The organism is Agarivorans sp. DSG3-1, assembly GCF_046774965.1.
Taxonomy (GTDB): domain Bacteria; phylum Pseudomonadota; class Gammaproteobacteria; order Enterobacterales; family Celerinatantimonadaceae; genus Agarivorans.
Genome location: NZ_CP177241.1, coordinates 2,946,307 through 2,962,647 on the forward strand (window position 1 = coordinate 2,946,307; position 16,341 = coordinate 2,962,647).

Sequence of the window (16,341 nt, forward strand, 5' to 3'; positions counted from 1 at the left end):
GCATGAGCAAACAACTGCTTATCCTAGGCGCGACAGGATCTATCGGTAGCAGTACGCTAAAAGTCCTTCGTGAGAACCCCGATAGTTTTTCTTTATTCGGGGTAACGGGGGGGCGAAACGTATCTGCAATGCTCGAAATTTGTCGAGAGTTTGCCCCTAGATACACTGTTATGGCTGATCCAGCTAGTAACCAAGAGTTACGCAAAGCAATTTTGGATGCTTCTTTAACTTGCGAAGTGCTGGCAGGCGAAGACGCAATCACGCAACTGGCCGCTGAACCCGACGTAGATCTTGTTATGGCTGCTATTGTGGGGGCTGCAGGTCTGTTACCCACTTTGTCTGCGGTAGAGGCTGGTAAAACGGTCTTGTTGGCTAATAAAGAAGCGCTGGTGATGAGTGGCGCCATTTTTATGGATGCCGCAAAACGTAGCGGCGCCCAAGTATTGCCTGTCGATAGTGAGCACAATGCGATTTTTCAATGTATGCCTGAAGCGGTACAAAACACATTGGGATATTGTGATTTAAAGGCCGCAGGCATTAGTAAGATTTTACTGACTGGTTCTGGAGGCCCTTTTCGATACAACTCACTTGATAGTTTAGCTAGTGTTACTCCTGAACAAGCATGTGCCCACCCTAATTGGTCGATGGGTAAAAAAATATCGGTAGACTCAGCGACTATGATGAACAAAGGTTTAGAGTATATTGAAGCCAAACGCTTGTTTAATACTCAGCCTAAACAGATTGATGTGATTATCCATCCACAATCGATCATTCACTCGATGGTGCAATATTGCGATGGTTCTGTATTGGCCCAGATGGGACAGCCGGATATGGCGACTCCTATTGCACACGTGATGGCCTACCCAAAACGGCAAACGTCGGGAGTGGAAGCGTTGGATTTCTTCTCTATTGGTGAACTCAGCTTTATCCCCCCCGATTACTCTCGCTACCCTTGCCTCAAGCTTGCGATTGATGCTTGTTATGATAGCCAAGCTGCGACTACTTGCTTAAATGCTGCAAACGAAATTGCCGTTGACGCTTTTTTAGCAGGGAGAATAAAATTCATCCAAATTGCTGACGTTGTAGCCAGTTGTTTAGATAAACTCAGTTATATTGGCCAAGAGACTGAACTTTCAGTTTTACTCGAGGTCGACCAAAAGGCGCGATTGCATGCTGGTGCAGCGGTTAAAAGGATCTGTGCATGAACGAAGTAATTTGGAATACCTCATTTTTTATTATTGCCTTAGGCATTTTGGTCACGGTTCATGAATTCGGCCATTTTTGGGTAGCACGTCGTTGCGGCGTTAAAGTAGTGCGCTTTTCTATTGGTTTTGGCAAGGCGCTATGGCGCAGAACCGCGAAAGATGGCACTGAATATGTTGTGGCGATGATTCCTTTAGGTGGCTACGTAAAAATGCTCGATGAGCGAGTTGCTGAGGTGCCAGAATCACTTCGTTCCCAAGCATTTAACAACAAAAGCTTAAGCCAGCGTAGTGCAGTTGTTGCGGCTGGACCTATTGCCAACTTCTTGCTAGCAATTTTAGCCTTCTGGATTATGTTTGTTATCGGCGTTCCTTCGGTAAAGCCGGTGCTAGGTGGGGTTGCTCCTAATAGCATTGCCGAACAAGCAGGCCTTCGTTCAGGGCAAGAGATTGTTCAAATTGCGGGCCAAGAAACACTTGACTGGGAAAGTGTTAATTTAGCATTAGTGGGTGAGTTGGGTGGTGAAACATTGCCTATCCAGGTTGTTGACACGGAAACGTCGCAAAGTTCCACCGCGTATTTGGACATTCGGCAGTGGCAGCTAGATAGCGAGCAGCAAAGTCCTATATTGAGTTTAGGCCTAAAACCGTTTAATCCGACAATATCTTTAGCAGTAGCTAAAGTCGTTGAAGGAAAACCCGCTGCAAATGCTGGGATTAAAGAAGGTGATGTTTTAGTTGCTTTAGATAGTGTTAGCTTGTCTTCGTGGCAAGATTTTGTGGATTATGTCCAAGCTCGCCCTGAAGAAAATATTCGTCTAGATATTTCACGCGATGGAAATGCCTTACAAATGGATTTAGTGCCCGAGGCACGCGAATATCAAGGGCAGATTTCGGGTTATGTCGGACTCGCGCCAGAAATTGGCGAGTTTCCGGAAGAGTACCGTATCGACTTACATTACGGATTTGTTGAATCAATAGGCAAATCCTTGGAACGAACTTGGCATTTAAGCAAATTGACCGTATCTATGATCGGTAAATTGGTGACAGGGGTGGTTTCATTAGATAATCTTAGCGGTCCAATATCTATAGCCAAAGGCGCTGGAGCAACTGCAGATTATGGCTTGGTATATTTCTTGGGTTTTGTCGCTTTAGTTAGTATTAATTTAGGCATTATTAACTTGTTTCCATTGCCAGTATTAGATGGCGGTCATTTGGTGTTTTTTGCCATCGAAGGGATCACTGGTAAGCCTGTTTCAGAACGCGTGCAGGAAATAGGATTTCGAATCGGTGCAGTATTAGTGATGGCTCTTATGAGTCTTGCTATTTTTAATGATTTTATGCGCTTATAACAATTAAATAGGACGTTCTTTTTTCTTATGTTCAAAAAGCAGTTGGTTGTTGGACTTTTTCTGGCCTGCATTAGCGGTACCACTTTAGCGGAAGGGAATTCTTCTTTCACTGTAGCTGATATTCGCATCGAAGGTTTACAGCGAGTTTCATTAGGTGCCGCCTTGTTACAAATTCCTTTGCGGGTTGGTGACGATGTCTCCAGTTCCGAAGTGAGTGACAGTATTAAACGTCTATATAAGAGCGGTAATTTTGAAGATATTCAAGTTTATCGCGATGGCGAAGCATTGGTATTTAAAGTCTTGGAACGCCCTACCGTGAGTAACATTGAGTACTCAGGCAATAAAGATATTAAAACTGAGCAGTTGGAGGAGTCTTTACGCTCTTCAGGCATCAAAATAGGCGAGCCTCTTGATAAAACTAATCTTCGAAATATCGAAAAAAGCTTAGAAGACTTCTATTACAGTGTGGGCAAGTACAGTGCGCGTGTTAAAGCGATTGTTACACCACTTCCGCGCAATCGAGTTGATTTGAAGTTTAACTTCCAAGAAGGCCTATCAGCTGAAATTGAACAAATAAACATCATTGGTAATGAAAGGTTTTCATCGGGCGAGTTGTTAAAACGCATGAGCTTGACCGACAAAGTACCTTGGTGGAACGTTCTCGGTGATAAAAAATATCAAAAGCAGAAGTTAGCTGGTGATTTAGAAACTATCAACAGTTTTTATTACGACCGTGGTTACATTCGCTTTAAAGTTGATTCCACTCAAGTAGCTCTGACTCCAGATAAAAAGGGTATTTACATTACCCTTAATGTCGAAGAGGGAGACATCTACAATGTAGAGAAAGTGGAACTGGCTGGTAACTTGTTAGATAAAAGTACCGAACTCAATGGATTAGTCAGTATTAAGCCTGGCGATGTATACAGCGGTGCTGAAGTGACTAAAACAGAAGATATGTTATCTAAGTTTCTAGGTCGCTATGGTTATGCTTACCCTCAGGTGAATGTTTTTCCGGTGATTAACGACGAAGATAAATCTGTGGTGTTAAATATCAACATTGACCCAGGTAGTAGGGTTTATGTTCGCCGAATTAACGTAAGCGGCAATACAATCACAAAAGATGAAGTGATTCGCCGTGAAATGCGTCAAATGGAAGGTACTTGGTTATCAAGCCGATTGGTTGAGCAGTCTAGAGCGCGCTTAAGTCGCTTAGGTTTCTTTGAAACTGTTGAGGTTGAAACTACTAAAATTCCGGGCTCTGATGACCAAGTTGACGTGAGCTTTGTCGTTAAAGAACAACCTTCTGGCTCCTTTAATGCGGGCGTTGGCTTCGGTACTGAATCAGGCTTAAGCCTCTCTGCCGGTGTTCAACAAGACAACTTTTTAGGGACAGGTAATAGAGCGGGTATTAATGTTAGTACCAACAAATACTCTAAAAACTTTGATGTAAACTTTACTGACCCTTACTTTACTAAAGATGGCGTGAGTTTCGGCGGCCGCTTTTATTACACTGACTTTGAAGCGTCTAAAGCCGACATTGTTGACTATAACAATGAAACGATTGGTTTACGCGGTACGCTAGGTTTTCCTGTAAATGAATATAACCGCTTAAGCGCGAGTTTAGGTCTTGAGCAAAACAAAATTTCTCAGTTAAACGCTTATGCTCAGATTCAACAATTTTGGGATATTTATGCACCACACCGAAATGACGATGGCTCATTAACCTTTGGTTCTTTAGATACCACCTTAGGTTGGTCTAGAAATACTTTGAACAATGGCTCGATGCCAACCGCGGGTTCTTCGCAAAAGTTTGATACCAAGATTACTATTCCAGGTTCAGATGTTCAGTACTTCAAAATGAGTTTTGATACTCGACATTTCTTCCCTATCACTACCAACCATGACTGGGCTTTCGCGGTGCGTGGTAAAGTTGGTTATGGTAATGGTTATGGGCAAATTGAAGGTAACGATCAAATCTTACCTTTCTTTGAGAACTTTTACGCAGGTGGTTATTCCACCCTACGTGGCTTCCGTTCGAATACAGTAGGACCGAGAGCACTGTATTTGGTTGATAACAATGGTAGTTCTTATGTGACTGCTTCTGATGACTCAGTTGGTGGTAACGCACTAGCCGTTGGTTCTGCTGAGATCATTTTTCCAACACCTTTTTTAGATGAAGCCTATATTCGACAAGTTCGTACTACAGCGTTCATTGATTTTGGTACTGTTTGGGATACTGAGTTCGATTATGAACGCTTTAGTCAAATGCAATGTATTAGCTACTGTGACCGACTGGGCGATTATTCTTCACCCGACCGAATTCGAGCTTCGGTTGGTGTATCTATTCAGTGGTTCTCCCCTATGGGGCCATTGGTATTCTCATTTGCTAAGCCAATAAAGAGTTACGAGGGTGATCGTTCTGAGAACTTCTCGTTTAACATTGGCCAAACCTTTTAACTGTTTATTTTAGGAGTATTCTTTTGAAAAAATTAATCGCTGCAGTTGCACTTGCTGTAACTATGATGACGCCAAGCTTCTCTGCTCTAGCAGAAGCAAAAATTGCTGTAATTAACATTGCTGATGTTTTTCAACAATTGCCACAACGCGATACTTTACAAAAAACACTGAAAGATGAGTTTGAAGTTCGTGTACAAGAAGTGCGCGGTTTAGAGGCTGAAATGCAGCGTCTTTATGATAAGCGTGAAAAAGACGGTGAGCTATTAGGCCAGCAAGAAGTGACAAAAATAACTCGCCAATTAGAAACTATGCAAGCTGAGTACAAACTTAAGCGCAAAAACCTAGAAGAAGATCAGCGTCGTCGCGGTGCCGAAGAACAACAGAAATTGATGGTTAAAGTTCAGGAGGCCATTGTTGAAGTATCTAAGTCTCAAGGCTACGATTTAGTATTGCCTTTAGATGCAACAGCCTACGCTTCGGATTCTCTTGATATTACCAAGCTAGTTATTCAACAAGTTAGTAAGAGTAAGTAAATATGCCTTTGAGTCTTGGCCAAATAGCTGAGCAGCTCGGATTAACCCTTGTTGGTGACGCCGAGCGAATTATATCTCGTATTGCCTCCTTTGAAAAAGCGGGTGATGAAGAGATAAGTTTTTTAACTAATGCTAAATACAAACCATTATTGGCGAGTAGCAAGGCTGCAGCGCTTATCTTGTCTAAAGAGCATGCTGAAGAGTTTGCAGGCAATTCGTTGGTTAGTGACGACCCATACGTGAGCTACGCACAATTAGCGCAATTGCTGGACTCAACGCCAGCTTGTGCTAAGGGTATTCACTCTAGCGCTGTTATAGATAGCAGCGTGAAATTAGGTAGCGACGTTAACGTTGGTGCCAATGCAGTTATTGAAGCGGGTGTGACGCTTAACGATGGCGCTCAAATTGGTGCGGGTTGTTTTGTGGGGCAAAATGTCACCATCGGCTGTAATACAAAGCTGTGGGCAAATTGTACTATTTATCATGAAGTGGACATCGGTAACAATTGCCTTATCCAAGGTAACACTGTGATTGGTTGTGATGGATTCGGGTATGCAAACAAGCAAGGTCAGTGGATAAAAATACCCCAACTTGGCACCGTAATTATTGGTGACAACGTTGAAATTGGTGCGTCTGTTTCTATCGACCGAGGAGCACTGGATAACACTGTTATTCACTCTAATGTGATTATCGATAATCAAGTGCATATTGCACACAATGTAACGATTGGTTCTGGGACGGCTATAGCGGGTGCTACAGGCATTGCTGGAAGCACTAGCATAGGACGTTATTGCATTATTGGTGGCAGTGTTGGCATAAATGGCCATATAGATATTTGCGATCAAGTTACCATTACCGGTTATTCCATGGTGACTAAGTCAATTACAGAACCTGGCGTGTTCTCATCTGGGATGCCTGCGCAACCCAATCGCCAGTGGCGTAGGTCAATGACTCGACTCTCTCAGATTGACGACATGCATAAAAGAATAGTTAGCTTAGAGCGCAAACAAAGCGCTAAGCAAGATTAACCTAGGAAAAGATTTTGACTAAACAACTTAACCGCTTAGAAATTCAAGACATAATGGAATTGTTACCACATCGCTACCCATTTTTGTTGGTTGATCGTGTGCTTGATTTTGAAGTGGGTAAAACGCTACATGCCGTTAAGAATGTTACTTTTAATGAACCATTTTTTACTGGTCACTTCCCGCAGCAACCAGTATTCCCTGGCGTACTCATTTTAGAAGCGTTGGCACAATGTACTGGTATTTTAGCGTTTAAATCAACGTCAAAACCTACTGAAAATGAGCTTTACTACTTTGCAGGAATCGATAAAGCGCGATTTAAAAAGCCAGTTGGCCCAGGTGACGTTTTGCATTTAGAAGTTGAACTACTGCGCGATCGTCGCGGTGTTGGTAAGTTTGACTGTGTAGCCAAAGTAGAAGATGAAGTAGTATGTAGCGCAGAGATTATGTGTGCTCGCAGAGCCTACAAATAGGTGAACCTTATGATTGATAGCACGGCTAGTATCCACTCTACGGCGATTATTGAAGGTAATGTAAGAATCGGCGCCAACACTACCGTAGGGGCGTTCACCATTATTCGTGGTGAAGTTACCATTGGCGATAACTGCCAAATTGCCTCTCACGTTGTGATTAAAGGGCATTCTAAAATTGGCAATAATAACCGAATTTTTCAGTTCGCTTCTGTAGGAGAAGATTGTCAAGATTTAAAATATGCTGGTGAAGATACCTATCTGGAGATTGGTGATAACAATACGATACGTGAGAGCGTCACTATTCACCGCGGTACAACTCAAGATAAGGGCTTAACAAAAATTGGCAGTAATTGCTTATTTATGATTAACGCCCACGTTGCTCATGATTGTGTCGTTGGCAATGGTTGTATTTTTGCCAATAATGCCACTCTAGCGGGTCACGTCACTATTGGTGACAACGTTATTTTTGGTGGGCAAGCAGCAATTCACCAGTTCGGTAAAGTAGGTTCTTATGCCTTTGTTGGCGGTTGCGCAGCCGTAAATAAAGATGTCCCACCGTATGTTATGGCTGTTGGAAACTACGCCCGACCTGTCGCTGTGAATACTGAAGGTCTGTTACGTCGTGGTTTTAGTAAAGACGCAATCAAAGCCATTCGCCAAGCCTATAAAACCTTATACCGTAGCGGTAATACTTTAGACGAAGCGCTTAGCCAAATAGAGCTCTCTGCAGAGCAATTTCCCGAAGTGAAACTATTCGCCGATTTCTTAAAAGAAAACGGCCGAGGTATCGTTCGCTAATGGCGCAATCTCCTTTGCATATTGCCATCGTCGCCGGGGAAGTCTCCGGCGATATTTTAGGTGCTGGTCTTATATCAGCGCTTAAAAAACAATATCCTGATGCGACTTTTTCCGGAATTGCTGGTCCGCTGATGCAAGAGCAAGGATGTAAGGCCTTGTTTGAAATGGAAGAGTTATCGGTAATGGGCTTGGTTGAGGTCTTGGGTCGTTTGCCTAAAATCTTAAAGATCCGTAAACAGCTACTTCAGCATTACCAGAATTCTCCGCCTGATGTTTTTATTGGTATCGATGCACCTGACTTTAATTTAGGTGTTGAGCATAAGCTACATGCTCAAGGCATTAAAACGGTTCATTATGTGAGTCCTTCTGTATGGGCTTGGAAACAGAAGCGTGTTTTTAAAATTAAAGAAGGCTGTAACAAGATTTTAGTCTTTTTGCCCTTTGAAAAAGCATTTTATGATCGCTTCGACGTGCCATGTGAATTTGTAGGCCATACCTTGGCTGATCAAGTTCCAATGGATAATCCTCAAGCGCCTGCTGTTCAACAATTGGGCTTGAACCCTGAACATAAGGTGTTAGCGATTCTACCAGGCAGTCGTAACGCCGAGGTGGGATTACTAAGTCCGGTGTTTTTTGAGTCTGCTAAGCGCTTAGTAAAGCAGTTTCCTGGACTACAGTTGGTTGCCCCCTTGGTCAATCAACGGCGCCGTGAGCAGTTTGAAGCTTTAGTAGAAGAGCATGCACCTGACTTAGATATTAAGATTGTAGATGGTCAAGCTCGAACAGTGATGACCGCAGCTGATGCGATACTGCTAGCATCTGGCACCGCAACGCTTGAAGCTATGTTAGTCAAGCGACCTATGGTTGTAGCCTATCGCTTTAAGCCGCTGACCTACAGAATCGCTAAACTTATTGTTAATGCCAAATTTGCCGCATTGCCAAACTTGTTAGCTGACGAGATGATTGTTCAAGAGTACGTACAAGAAGACTGTACCAGTGATAATATTGTCGCTGAGCTAAGTCGCTTGTTAAGCTCCGACAATAGCGCGTTGTTAGATAAGTTTTCTGAGTTACACCAAAAGATTCGTTGCGACGCTGATAATAAGGCTGCTCAAGCAGTTGTCGACGTTATAAATAGCTAGTTTCCCCTAGTAAGTTTTGCCCTTCAACGGAGTAGTAATGACACCATTTATCTATCCTTCTGGTTTTTCTTTATTTGCAGGTGTCGACGAAGTGGGGCGAGGCCCTTTGGTAGGCGACGTAGTCACAGCAGCTGTCATTCTTGACCCCAACAAACCTATTACCGGCCTTAATGATTCCAAAAAACTATCAGAAAAAAAACGACAAGTGCTAGCTGAAGAAATTAAAGCCAAGGCTCTTTGTTGGGCATTAGGCCGCGCTAATCCGCTAGAGATAGACCAACTTAATATTTTGCATGCCACCATGCTAGCAATGACTCGAGCAGTAGAAGCCTTAAGCGTTACCCCAGAGTTTGCTCTGATTGACGGGAATCGAGAACCTACTTTAAGTATTCCCTGCCAAGCTATTATTAAGGGCGATGGCCTAGTGGCTGAGATAAGTGCTGCTTCTATTATCGCAAAAGTAGCACGAGATCATGAGATGGACGTGCTTGACGCTCGCTATCCGGAATACCAATTTGCAAAACACAAAGGTTACCCTACCGCTGTTCATTTAGAGATGCTAGCGAAGCACGGGCCTATTGATGAACACCGCCGCAGTTTTAAACCTGTTAAGCGTGTTTTAGGAGAGTTGTAGTCTTGTCTGAGATTGCTCAAACGCCTGCTTTTATCCACCTTCGGGTTCACTCCGATTTTTCCATGGTGGATGGACTAAAAAAAGTTAAGCCGATTGTCGCTAAGGCGGCAGAGCTTAATATGCCAGCGATCGCCTTAACCGATCAAACTAACTTTTGTGGTTTAGTGAAGTTTTATGGCGAAGCTCATAACCAAGGAATTAAACCGATTGTCGGTTGTGATTTTTATGTGCAATCGGAAGAGTTTGGCGATGACTATTTCCGCCTGACTTTGCTAGCAAAAGACAATCAAGGTTATCAAAACCTTACGATGCTTATTTCTCGCGCTTATTTAGGTGGGCAGCATCTTGGTAAGCCGGTTATCCAAAAACAATGGTTAAGTGAGCACGCCGAAGGCGTTATTGTTCTGTCTGGAGCGCGCGAGGGCGATGTCGGCAAAGCCTTGTTAAAAGGCAACCAAGATATCGTAGAGGCAAGCCTTAGCTTCTATCAGCAATATTTTCCTAACCACTATTTCCTAGAGTTAATCCGTACCGGGCGACCTGACGAAGAAAATTACTTGCATATGGCGGTAGCTTTAGCGGCAGATAAAGGCTTGCCGGTGGTGGCTACCAATGAAGTGGTGTTTCTAGAAGAAGACCAGTTTCAGCCTCATGAAGTGCGAGTGGCGATTTATGACGGATTTGCAATCGATGATAATCGTCGCCCTAAAAAATATAGCCCCCAGCAGTATTTGCGCACTGAACAGGAAATGCTGGAGCTATTTGCTGATATACCTGAAGCATTACAAAACTCTGTAGAAATTGCTAAGCGCTGTAATGTTACCGTTCGTTTGGGTGAGTACTTTTTACCAGACTTCCCCACAGAAGGGCTGCCCATTGAAGAGTTCTTTTGTAAGGTGTCTTGGGACGGCTTAGAAGAACGCTTAGAGTTCTTGTTTCCCGATCCGGAAGTACGTGCCGCAAAACGACCAGAGTACGATGAGCGTCTGCAAATTGAGTTAGACGTAATCAACCAAATGGGATTCCCCGGTTACTTCCTAATCGTAATGGAGTTTATTCAGTGGAGTAAGGATAACAATATTCCGGTTGGCCCAGGGCGAGGCTCTGGTGCGGGATCCTTAGTTGCCTATGCACAAAAAATTACCGATTTAGATCCATTAGAATACGATTTACTGTTCGAACGTTTCTTGAACCCAGAACGGGTATCAATGCCCGATTTTGACGTCGACTTCTGTATGGATCGCCGTGACGAAGTGATCGACCACGTTGCCGAGCTCTATGGCCGCGATGCGGTATCGCAAATTATTACATTCGGTACCATGGCCGCTAAAGCGGTAATTCGGGATGTAGGCCGAGTAATGGGTCACCCCTACGGCTTTGTAGATAGAATTTCCAAGCTGATTCCACCCGATCCTGGAATGACCCTTGAAAAAGCCTTTGAAGCAGAACCTCGTTTGCCAGAGTTATATGACGGTGACCACGAAGTTCGTGAACTTATCGATATGGCGAGGATCCTTGAAGGGGTTACGCGTAATGCAGGTAAACACGCCGGTGGGGTGGTTATCTCCCCAACTACGATCACCGATTTCGCCCCCTTATATTGTGACGCCGAGGGTAAGAACCCAGTTACTCAGTTCGACAAAAACGATGTTGAATATGCAGGGCTGGTAAAGTTTGATTTCTTGGGCTTGCGTACCTTAACCATTATTCAATGGGCTTTGGATATGCTTAACCCTGTGCTTGAGGCTAAAGGTGAGCAGCCAGTAGATATTGCGGCTATCTCTACCACCGATCAAAAGTCCTTTAAATTATTACAAGACTGTAAAACAACCGCGGTATTCCAGCTGGAATCTCGTGGTATGAAAGACTTAATCAAACGTCTCAAGCCCGATTGTTTCGAAGACATGATAGCATTAGTGGCGTTGTTCCGTCCGGGACCCTTACAATCAGGCATGGTAGATAACTTTATCGAACGTAAGCACGGTCGAGAAGAAGTGTCTTATCCCGACGAAACTTGGCAACACGACAGTTTACAGCCGATCCTAGAACCTACTTACGGCATTATCTTGTATCAAGAACAAGTGATGCAAATTGCTCAGGTCCTTGCTGGTTATACCCTTGGTGGCGCCGATATGTTACGACGGGCCATGGGTAAGAAAAAACCCGAGGAAATGGCCAAGCAGCGGGCAGTATTTGAAGAAGGTTCTATTAAGAACGGAGTCCATGGCGAGTTGGCCATGAAGATTTTCGACTTGGTGGAAAAGTTCGCAGGCTATGGCTTCAACAAGTCTCACTCGGCAGCTTATGCATTAGTGTCTTACCAAACACTATGGATGAAAACACATTACCCAGCCTATTTTATGGCGGCGGTAATGTCGGCCGATATGGACAACACCGACAAAATTGTTACCTTGGTTGACGAGTGTAGCAATATGAAATTGAAACTGGTTCCGCCCGATGTGAACACGGGGTTATTTAAGTTTTCGGTCAATGCCGACGAAGAGATTGTTTACGGCATTGGTGCTATTAAAGGTGTGGGTGAAGGCCCGATTGATGCGATTTTGGCTGCGCGTGAAGGCAAACCCTTCATTGATTTGTTTGATTTCTGTTGTCGACTCGATTTAAAGAAAATAAATCGACGAGTGATTGAAAAGCTTATTATGGCGGGCGCTTTAGATAAACTAGGCCCTCACCGAGCAGCAATGATAGCTAACTTGCCCACTGCAATGAAGGCGGCTTCGCAGCATGCTCATGCCTCCGCACGGGGTCAAGAGGATTTATTTGGCGTTATTGCTGAAGAAGATGATGTTCGTCCTGAATTTCTACCCGCAGAAAAATGGACCGAGAAAGTATGGCTAGAAGGGGAGAAAGAAACCCTAGGCCTATATTTAACCGGCCATCCCGTTAATCGCTATGTGAAAGAGTTTCGTCATTATACTACTGGTCGTTTGGTGGATATTCGTCCAACAGCCAGAGGGAAAACTTCCACAGTGGCCGGCTTGGTGCTCTCTACTCGAGTGATGATGACCAAACGTGGTGCTAAAATGGGCATTCTGCAGCTAGATGACAGAAGTGCTCGATTAGATGTTATGTTCTTTAGTGATGCCTACGACACTTACCAAGATTTATTAGAAAAAGATCGCATGTTGGTGATTCAAGGAGAGGTCAGCGTTGATGATTTCTCCGGAGGCATTAAAATGACAGCTCGTGAAGTCATGGATTTGTCGATGGCCCGCGAGCGTTGGATGAAAAAGCTGCGTTTGAGCATGTGCCGAGATCAACTTGATGAGGTGTTCTGGCAGCGATTTTACCAAGTATTAGAGCCTTACCGAGCGGGAACCTGTCCGGTAACAATAAGTTATGAGGGCGATCATGCCAGCGGCATGTTAAGCTTAGGCACCGATTGGCGAATTACGCCAAGTGAAGATTTAATAGAGGCGTTGACCCAACTATTGGGGCAACAGCAAGTCACCCTAGAATTTAATTAAGAAAAAGATTATATGAATCCGAATTTTCTAGAGTTTGAGCAGCCGATTGCTGAGCTGCAAGCGCAAATCGAAGAATTGTGCATTGTGAATGAAGAATCTGGCGTAGATGTAGATTTACAGGAAGAAATCTCTCGTTTGCAACAAAAGCAAAACGATTTAACACAAAAAATATTCTCAGACTTAGGTGCTTGGCAAGTGGCGCAACTAGCGCGTCATCCAAATCGTCCTTACATGTTAGATTATATCGAACACATCTTTACTGATTTTGATGAACTAGCAGGCGACCGAGCTTACGCAAACGATGAAGCGATTATTGGCGGCATGGCCCGTTTAGACGGTAAACCTGTAATGGTTATTGGCCAACAAAAAGGCCGTGAAACCAAAGAAAAAATTCGCCGTAATTTCGGTATGCCAAAACCTGAGGGTTACCGAAAAGCGCTACGTTTGATGGAAATGGCTGAGCGATTCAAAATGCCTATCATCACGTTTATCGATACACCTGGAGCATATCCTGGAGTAGGCGCTGAAGAACGGGGCCAAAGTGAAGCTATTGCCAAAAACCTATTAGTCATGGCCGGTTTAAAGGTGCCAACCATTTGTACCGTTATTGGCGAAGGTGGCTCGGGTGGCGCGTTAGCCATTGGTGTGGGCGATCGTGTAAATATGTTGCAATACAGTACTTACTCGGTAATTTCTCCTGAAGGTTGTGCGTCTATCTTGTGGAAGAGTGCTGATAAAGCGCCAGTAGCTGCTGATGCCATGGGTATTACTTCAGAACGCTTGAAAGAGTTGGATTTAATTAACGATATCGTTGCCGAACCATTGGGTGGCGCGCATCGAGATATTCCAACTATGGCACATAACCTTAAAGCAAAATTAACCAGTGACTTAGATGCACTATGTGCATTAGATGTTGATACCTTGCTTGAGCAACGTTACCAACGTTTAATGTCTTACGGTTACTGCTAAACACAGTCTCAAGGCATTGAGTTGTTTAACTCAATGCCTATTAATGAGGTTTCTTTTTGTCTATCCAATCTCTCTTTAATCACTCCTTCAAACAACTTCCCACATCTATTACTCGTATTGTGGTTGCTTACAGCGGCGGCTTAGATTCTCGAGTATTGCTCCATTTAGCGGCCGAATATGTGCGTTTGCAAGCTGATGTTGAACTGCTAGCTGTGCATGTTAATCACGGTTTACAGCATTCTGCAGCGCAATGGCAAGAGCATTGCCGCCTGCAAGCGAACGCTCTGTCGGTTGAATTTGTTGCTGAACAAGTATCGGTTGAAGTGAAGCCAAGAGAGAGCTTAGAAGCAGTGGCGCGTGAAAAACGCTACGCTGCGTTAGCAAAACATATCGATGCTAAAAGTTGCTTGCTTACGGGTCACCATGCTGATGATCAGTTTGAAACTTTTACCTTGGCTTTAAAAAGAGGCAGTGGATTACAAGGCTTAGCGGCTATGCCGCTATGCCGCAGTTTTGCCAAAGGTGTACTGCTGAGACCACTATTAACGTGCAGCAGGGTAGAGCTAGAAACCTACGCTAAACAACAGGGCTTAACCTGGGTGGAAGACCCCAGTAACCAGAGCTTAGAGTTTGATCGTAATTTTGTTCGACATCAAGTGTTACCAACATTTAGTAAACGCTGGCCCCAATGGTTACATACAGCGCAAAGAAGTGTTCAGCACTTACAAGAAGCCGTGAGCTTGCTTGATGAGCTGGCCGAGTTGGATTACCAGAACTGTATTAGCGCCCAGGCTTTGGTGATTGCGTCACTAACAACGCTTTCACAAGCGAGACAAAAGAACTTAATTCGCTTTTGGTTTAAGCTGCTAGATTGGGACTATCCAAGTCAAAGCCAGTTAGCGCAAATTATGCAGCAAATCGAGGCTAAGGACGACGCTAAAGTCGCGATTACCTTTTCTGAAGGGCAGCTGCGTAGGTTTAAAAACAAGCTGTATTTGGTGAATTCTAAAACTCTCGTTGAAACGAATTCCACCGTAGCTTGGTTGTGGGATAGGCAGCGAATTCTCAATCTTCAGAACAACAGTCAAATTAGTTGGCAAGCTGGCGGCAGTTTATTGCCACCTAACAAAAATCAGCAGGTAACTATTCGTTTTAGACAACAGGTAGAGCAGGGTAGCTTTGATGCCTTAGAGCGTAATGGGAATCGTAGTATTAAAAAGCTGTTGCAAGAAGCCGGGTTAGCACCTTGGCTGCGTAATAGAATACCCTTTGTTTTCTATAATGATGATTTAGTGGCGATTGGCCATTTGTACACCCATCGCCAGTTTAATAGCACTAATAATCAAGGTGTTACACTTAACTGGCAGTCGGTTTGTTAGCGTAAAGTTGTTCATCGGCGAGTTGAATAAGCCGTTCGCTGTTACAACCCGGTGCCCACTCACTTACTCCTACACTGGCAGATACATCGTATTGCGCTAGTTGTGGCGACTCTTCTAGTTTGGCGTGTAAGCGATTAATCACTTTCTTGGCTGATTGCTCTGTGGCTGGTCGCAACAACATGGCAAATTCATCACCGCCAATCCTAAATGCTTGGTCGCCGCTACGAATAACGGTTTTTAGCACTTCGGCAAAATTGATCAGTACTTGGTCACCAACAGGGTGGCCTAGGGTGTCGTTTACTTGCTTAAACTTATTCAAATCCAACAGCATTAATACCAAGCCACCTTGTTCTCTGTTTTGGCGAGTTTGCTGTTCAATAGAGGTATGTAAGGATTCATCAAAATGTGCTCGGTTACCAATTCCTGTTAAGTAGTCGTTACGCACTCGTTCCTGTAAGCGTGCAATTTGTAGTGCATGTTTAAGGGGGGCTTGTAAGATCTGGCTTAACTGACGCAGTTGTTCAATTTCACTGCGTTGAAAGGGGGTATCACGAGTAAATGTCGCAATCGCTAAGGGTTGATTGTTGTGATTTAAACTAAAGCTGCGGTAGTAGCGTTGTCCTTCAAACAAATTCACTTCTGTTTGAATAGCATCGCTGACTAAGCGGATAGCGGAAAACTCTACATAGTTGGTTGCCACTGCGGCAAAGTTTTGCAGTAGCTCGTCGAGCTGCAAGCTGTCCTGCAAAGACTCAATGATATTGAGTTTTTGTGCCGGGTTAAGCTGAACTGTACTAGAAAAATGTGATATTTTTCTAGGGCTTACCACGTTACTTTGAGCCAATTGTAATGAATCCATACTTACTTTACTCTTTGTTTAAACATCCAA

13 protein-coding genes are annotated in these 16,341 nt (G+C 43.9%); 12 read left to right on the plus strand and 1 reads right to left on the minus strand.

The window, feature by feature from the left end:
* Positions 1-2 precede the first annotated feature (2 nt).
* The 12 genes from ispC (at position 3) to tilS (ending at position 15,452) form a co-directional block, all read left to right on the plus strand.
* On the plus strand, positions 3-1,205 hold the full coding sequence (ispC, locus tag ACLD71_RS13720) for a 1-deoxy-D-xylulose-5-phosphate reductoisomerase (RefSeq protein ID WP_411991044.1): 1,203 nt from the start codon (positions 3-5) through the stop codon (positions 1,203-1,205).
* On the plus strand, positions 1,202-2,554 hold the full coding sequence (gene rseP, locus ACLD71_RS13725; protein ID WP_411991045.1) for a sigma E protease regulator RseP: 1,353 nt from the start codon (positions 1,202-1,204) through the stop codon (positions 2,552-2,554). Before ispC ends, rseP begins: the two co-directional genes overlap by 4 nt.
* A 27-nt stretch (positions 2,555-2,581) precedes the next feature.
* The gene (gene bamA, locus ACLD71_RS13730; protein ID WP_411991046.1) at positions 2,582-5,011 is read left to right on the plus strand and encodes an outer membrane protein assembly factor BamA; all 2,430 of its coding nucleotides are present in this window, start codon (positions 2,582-2,584) and stop codon (positions 5,009-5,011) included.
* A gap of 23 nt (positions 5,012-5,034) precedes the next feature.
* A complete protein-coding gene (locus tag ACLD71_RS13735; RefSeq protein ID WP_137672861.1) occupies positions 5,035-5,544 on the plus strand; it encodes an OmpH family outer membrane protein in 510 nt (169 codons plus the stop codon).
* A 2-nt stretch (positions 5,545-5,546) separates the two neighbouring features.
* Positions 5,547-6,572, plus strand: coding sequence for a UDP-3-O-(3-hydroxymyristoyl)glucosamine N-acyltransferase (gene lpxD, locus ACLD71_RS13740; RefSeq protein ID WP_411991047.1), 1,026 nt, complete (start codon positions 5,547-5,549; stop codon positions 6,570-6,572).
* 14 nt (positions 6,573-6,586) lie between these two features.
* Positions 6,587-7,042: a 3-hydroxyacyl-ACP dehydratase FabZ gene (gene fabZ / locus ACLD71_RS13745; RefSeq protein ID WP_137672863.1), complete on the plus strand. Its 456-nt coding sequence runs from the start codon at positions 6,587-6,589 to the stop codon at positions 7,040-7,042.
* A gap of 9 nt (positions 7,043-7,051) precedes the next feature.
* The gene (gene lpxA, locus ACLD71_RS13750; protein ID WP_411991048.1) at positions 7,052-7,840 is read left to right on the plus strand and encodes an acyl-ACP--UDP-N-acetylglucosamine O-acyltransferase; all 789 of its coding nucleotides are present in this window, start codon (positions 7,052-7,054) and stop codon (positions 7,838-7,840) included.
* Positions 7,840-8,982 carry a lipid-A-disaccharide synthase gene (gene lpxB / locus ACLD71_RS13755; RefSeq protein WP_411991049.1) on the plus strand — a complete coding sequence of 381 codons (1,143 nt, stop codon included), beginning with the start codon at positions 7,840-7,842 and terminating at the stop codon, positions 8,980-8,982. The genes lpxA and lpxB overlap by 1 nt, the downstream gene beginning before the upstream one ends.
* A gap of 37 nt (positions 8,983-9,019) precedes the next feature.
* Positions 9,020-9,616: a ribonuclease HII gene (gene rnhB, locus ACLD71_RS13760; protein ID WP_137672866.1), complete on the plus strand. Its 597-nt coding sequence runs from the start codon at positions 9,020-9,022 to the stop codon at positions 9,614-9,616.
* Positions 9,617-9,678: 62 nt separating this feature from the next.
* Positions 9,679-13,104 (plus strand): DNA polymerase III subunit alpha, encoded by a 3,426-nt coding sequence (dnaE, locus tag ACLD71_RS13765; protein WP_411994864.1) that lies wholly within the window; start codon positions 9,679-9,681, stop codon positions 13,102-13,104.
* A gap of 12 nt (positions 13,105-13,116) precedes the next feature.
* Positions 13,117-14,073, plus strand: coding sequence for an acetyl-CoA carboxylase carboxyl transferase subunit alpha (gene accA, locus ACLD71_RS13770; RefSeq protein WP_137672867.1), 957 nt, complete (start codon positions 13,117-13,119; stop codon positions 14,071-14,073).
* Between the two features lie 56 nt (positions 14,074-14,129).
* Positions 14,130-15,452, plus strand: a complete 1,323-nt coding sequence (gene tilS / locus ACLD71_RS13775; protein ID WP_411991050.1) for a tRNA lysidine(34) synthetase TilS — start codon at positions 14,130-14,132, stop codon at positions 15,450-15,452.
* Here the strand turns inward: tilS and ACLD71_RS13780 are convergent.
* The gene (locus ACLD71_RS13780) at positions 15,430-16,311 is read right to left on the minus strand and encodes a GGDEF domain-containing protein (protein ID WP_137672869.1); all 882 of its coding nucleotides are present in this window, start codon (positions 16,309-16,311) and stop codon (positions 15,430-15,432) included. The genes tilS and ACLD71_RS13780 overlap by 23 nt on opposite strands.
* Between the last annotated feature and the right edge of the window lie 30 nt (positions 16,312-16,341).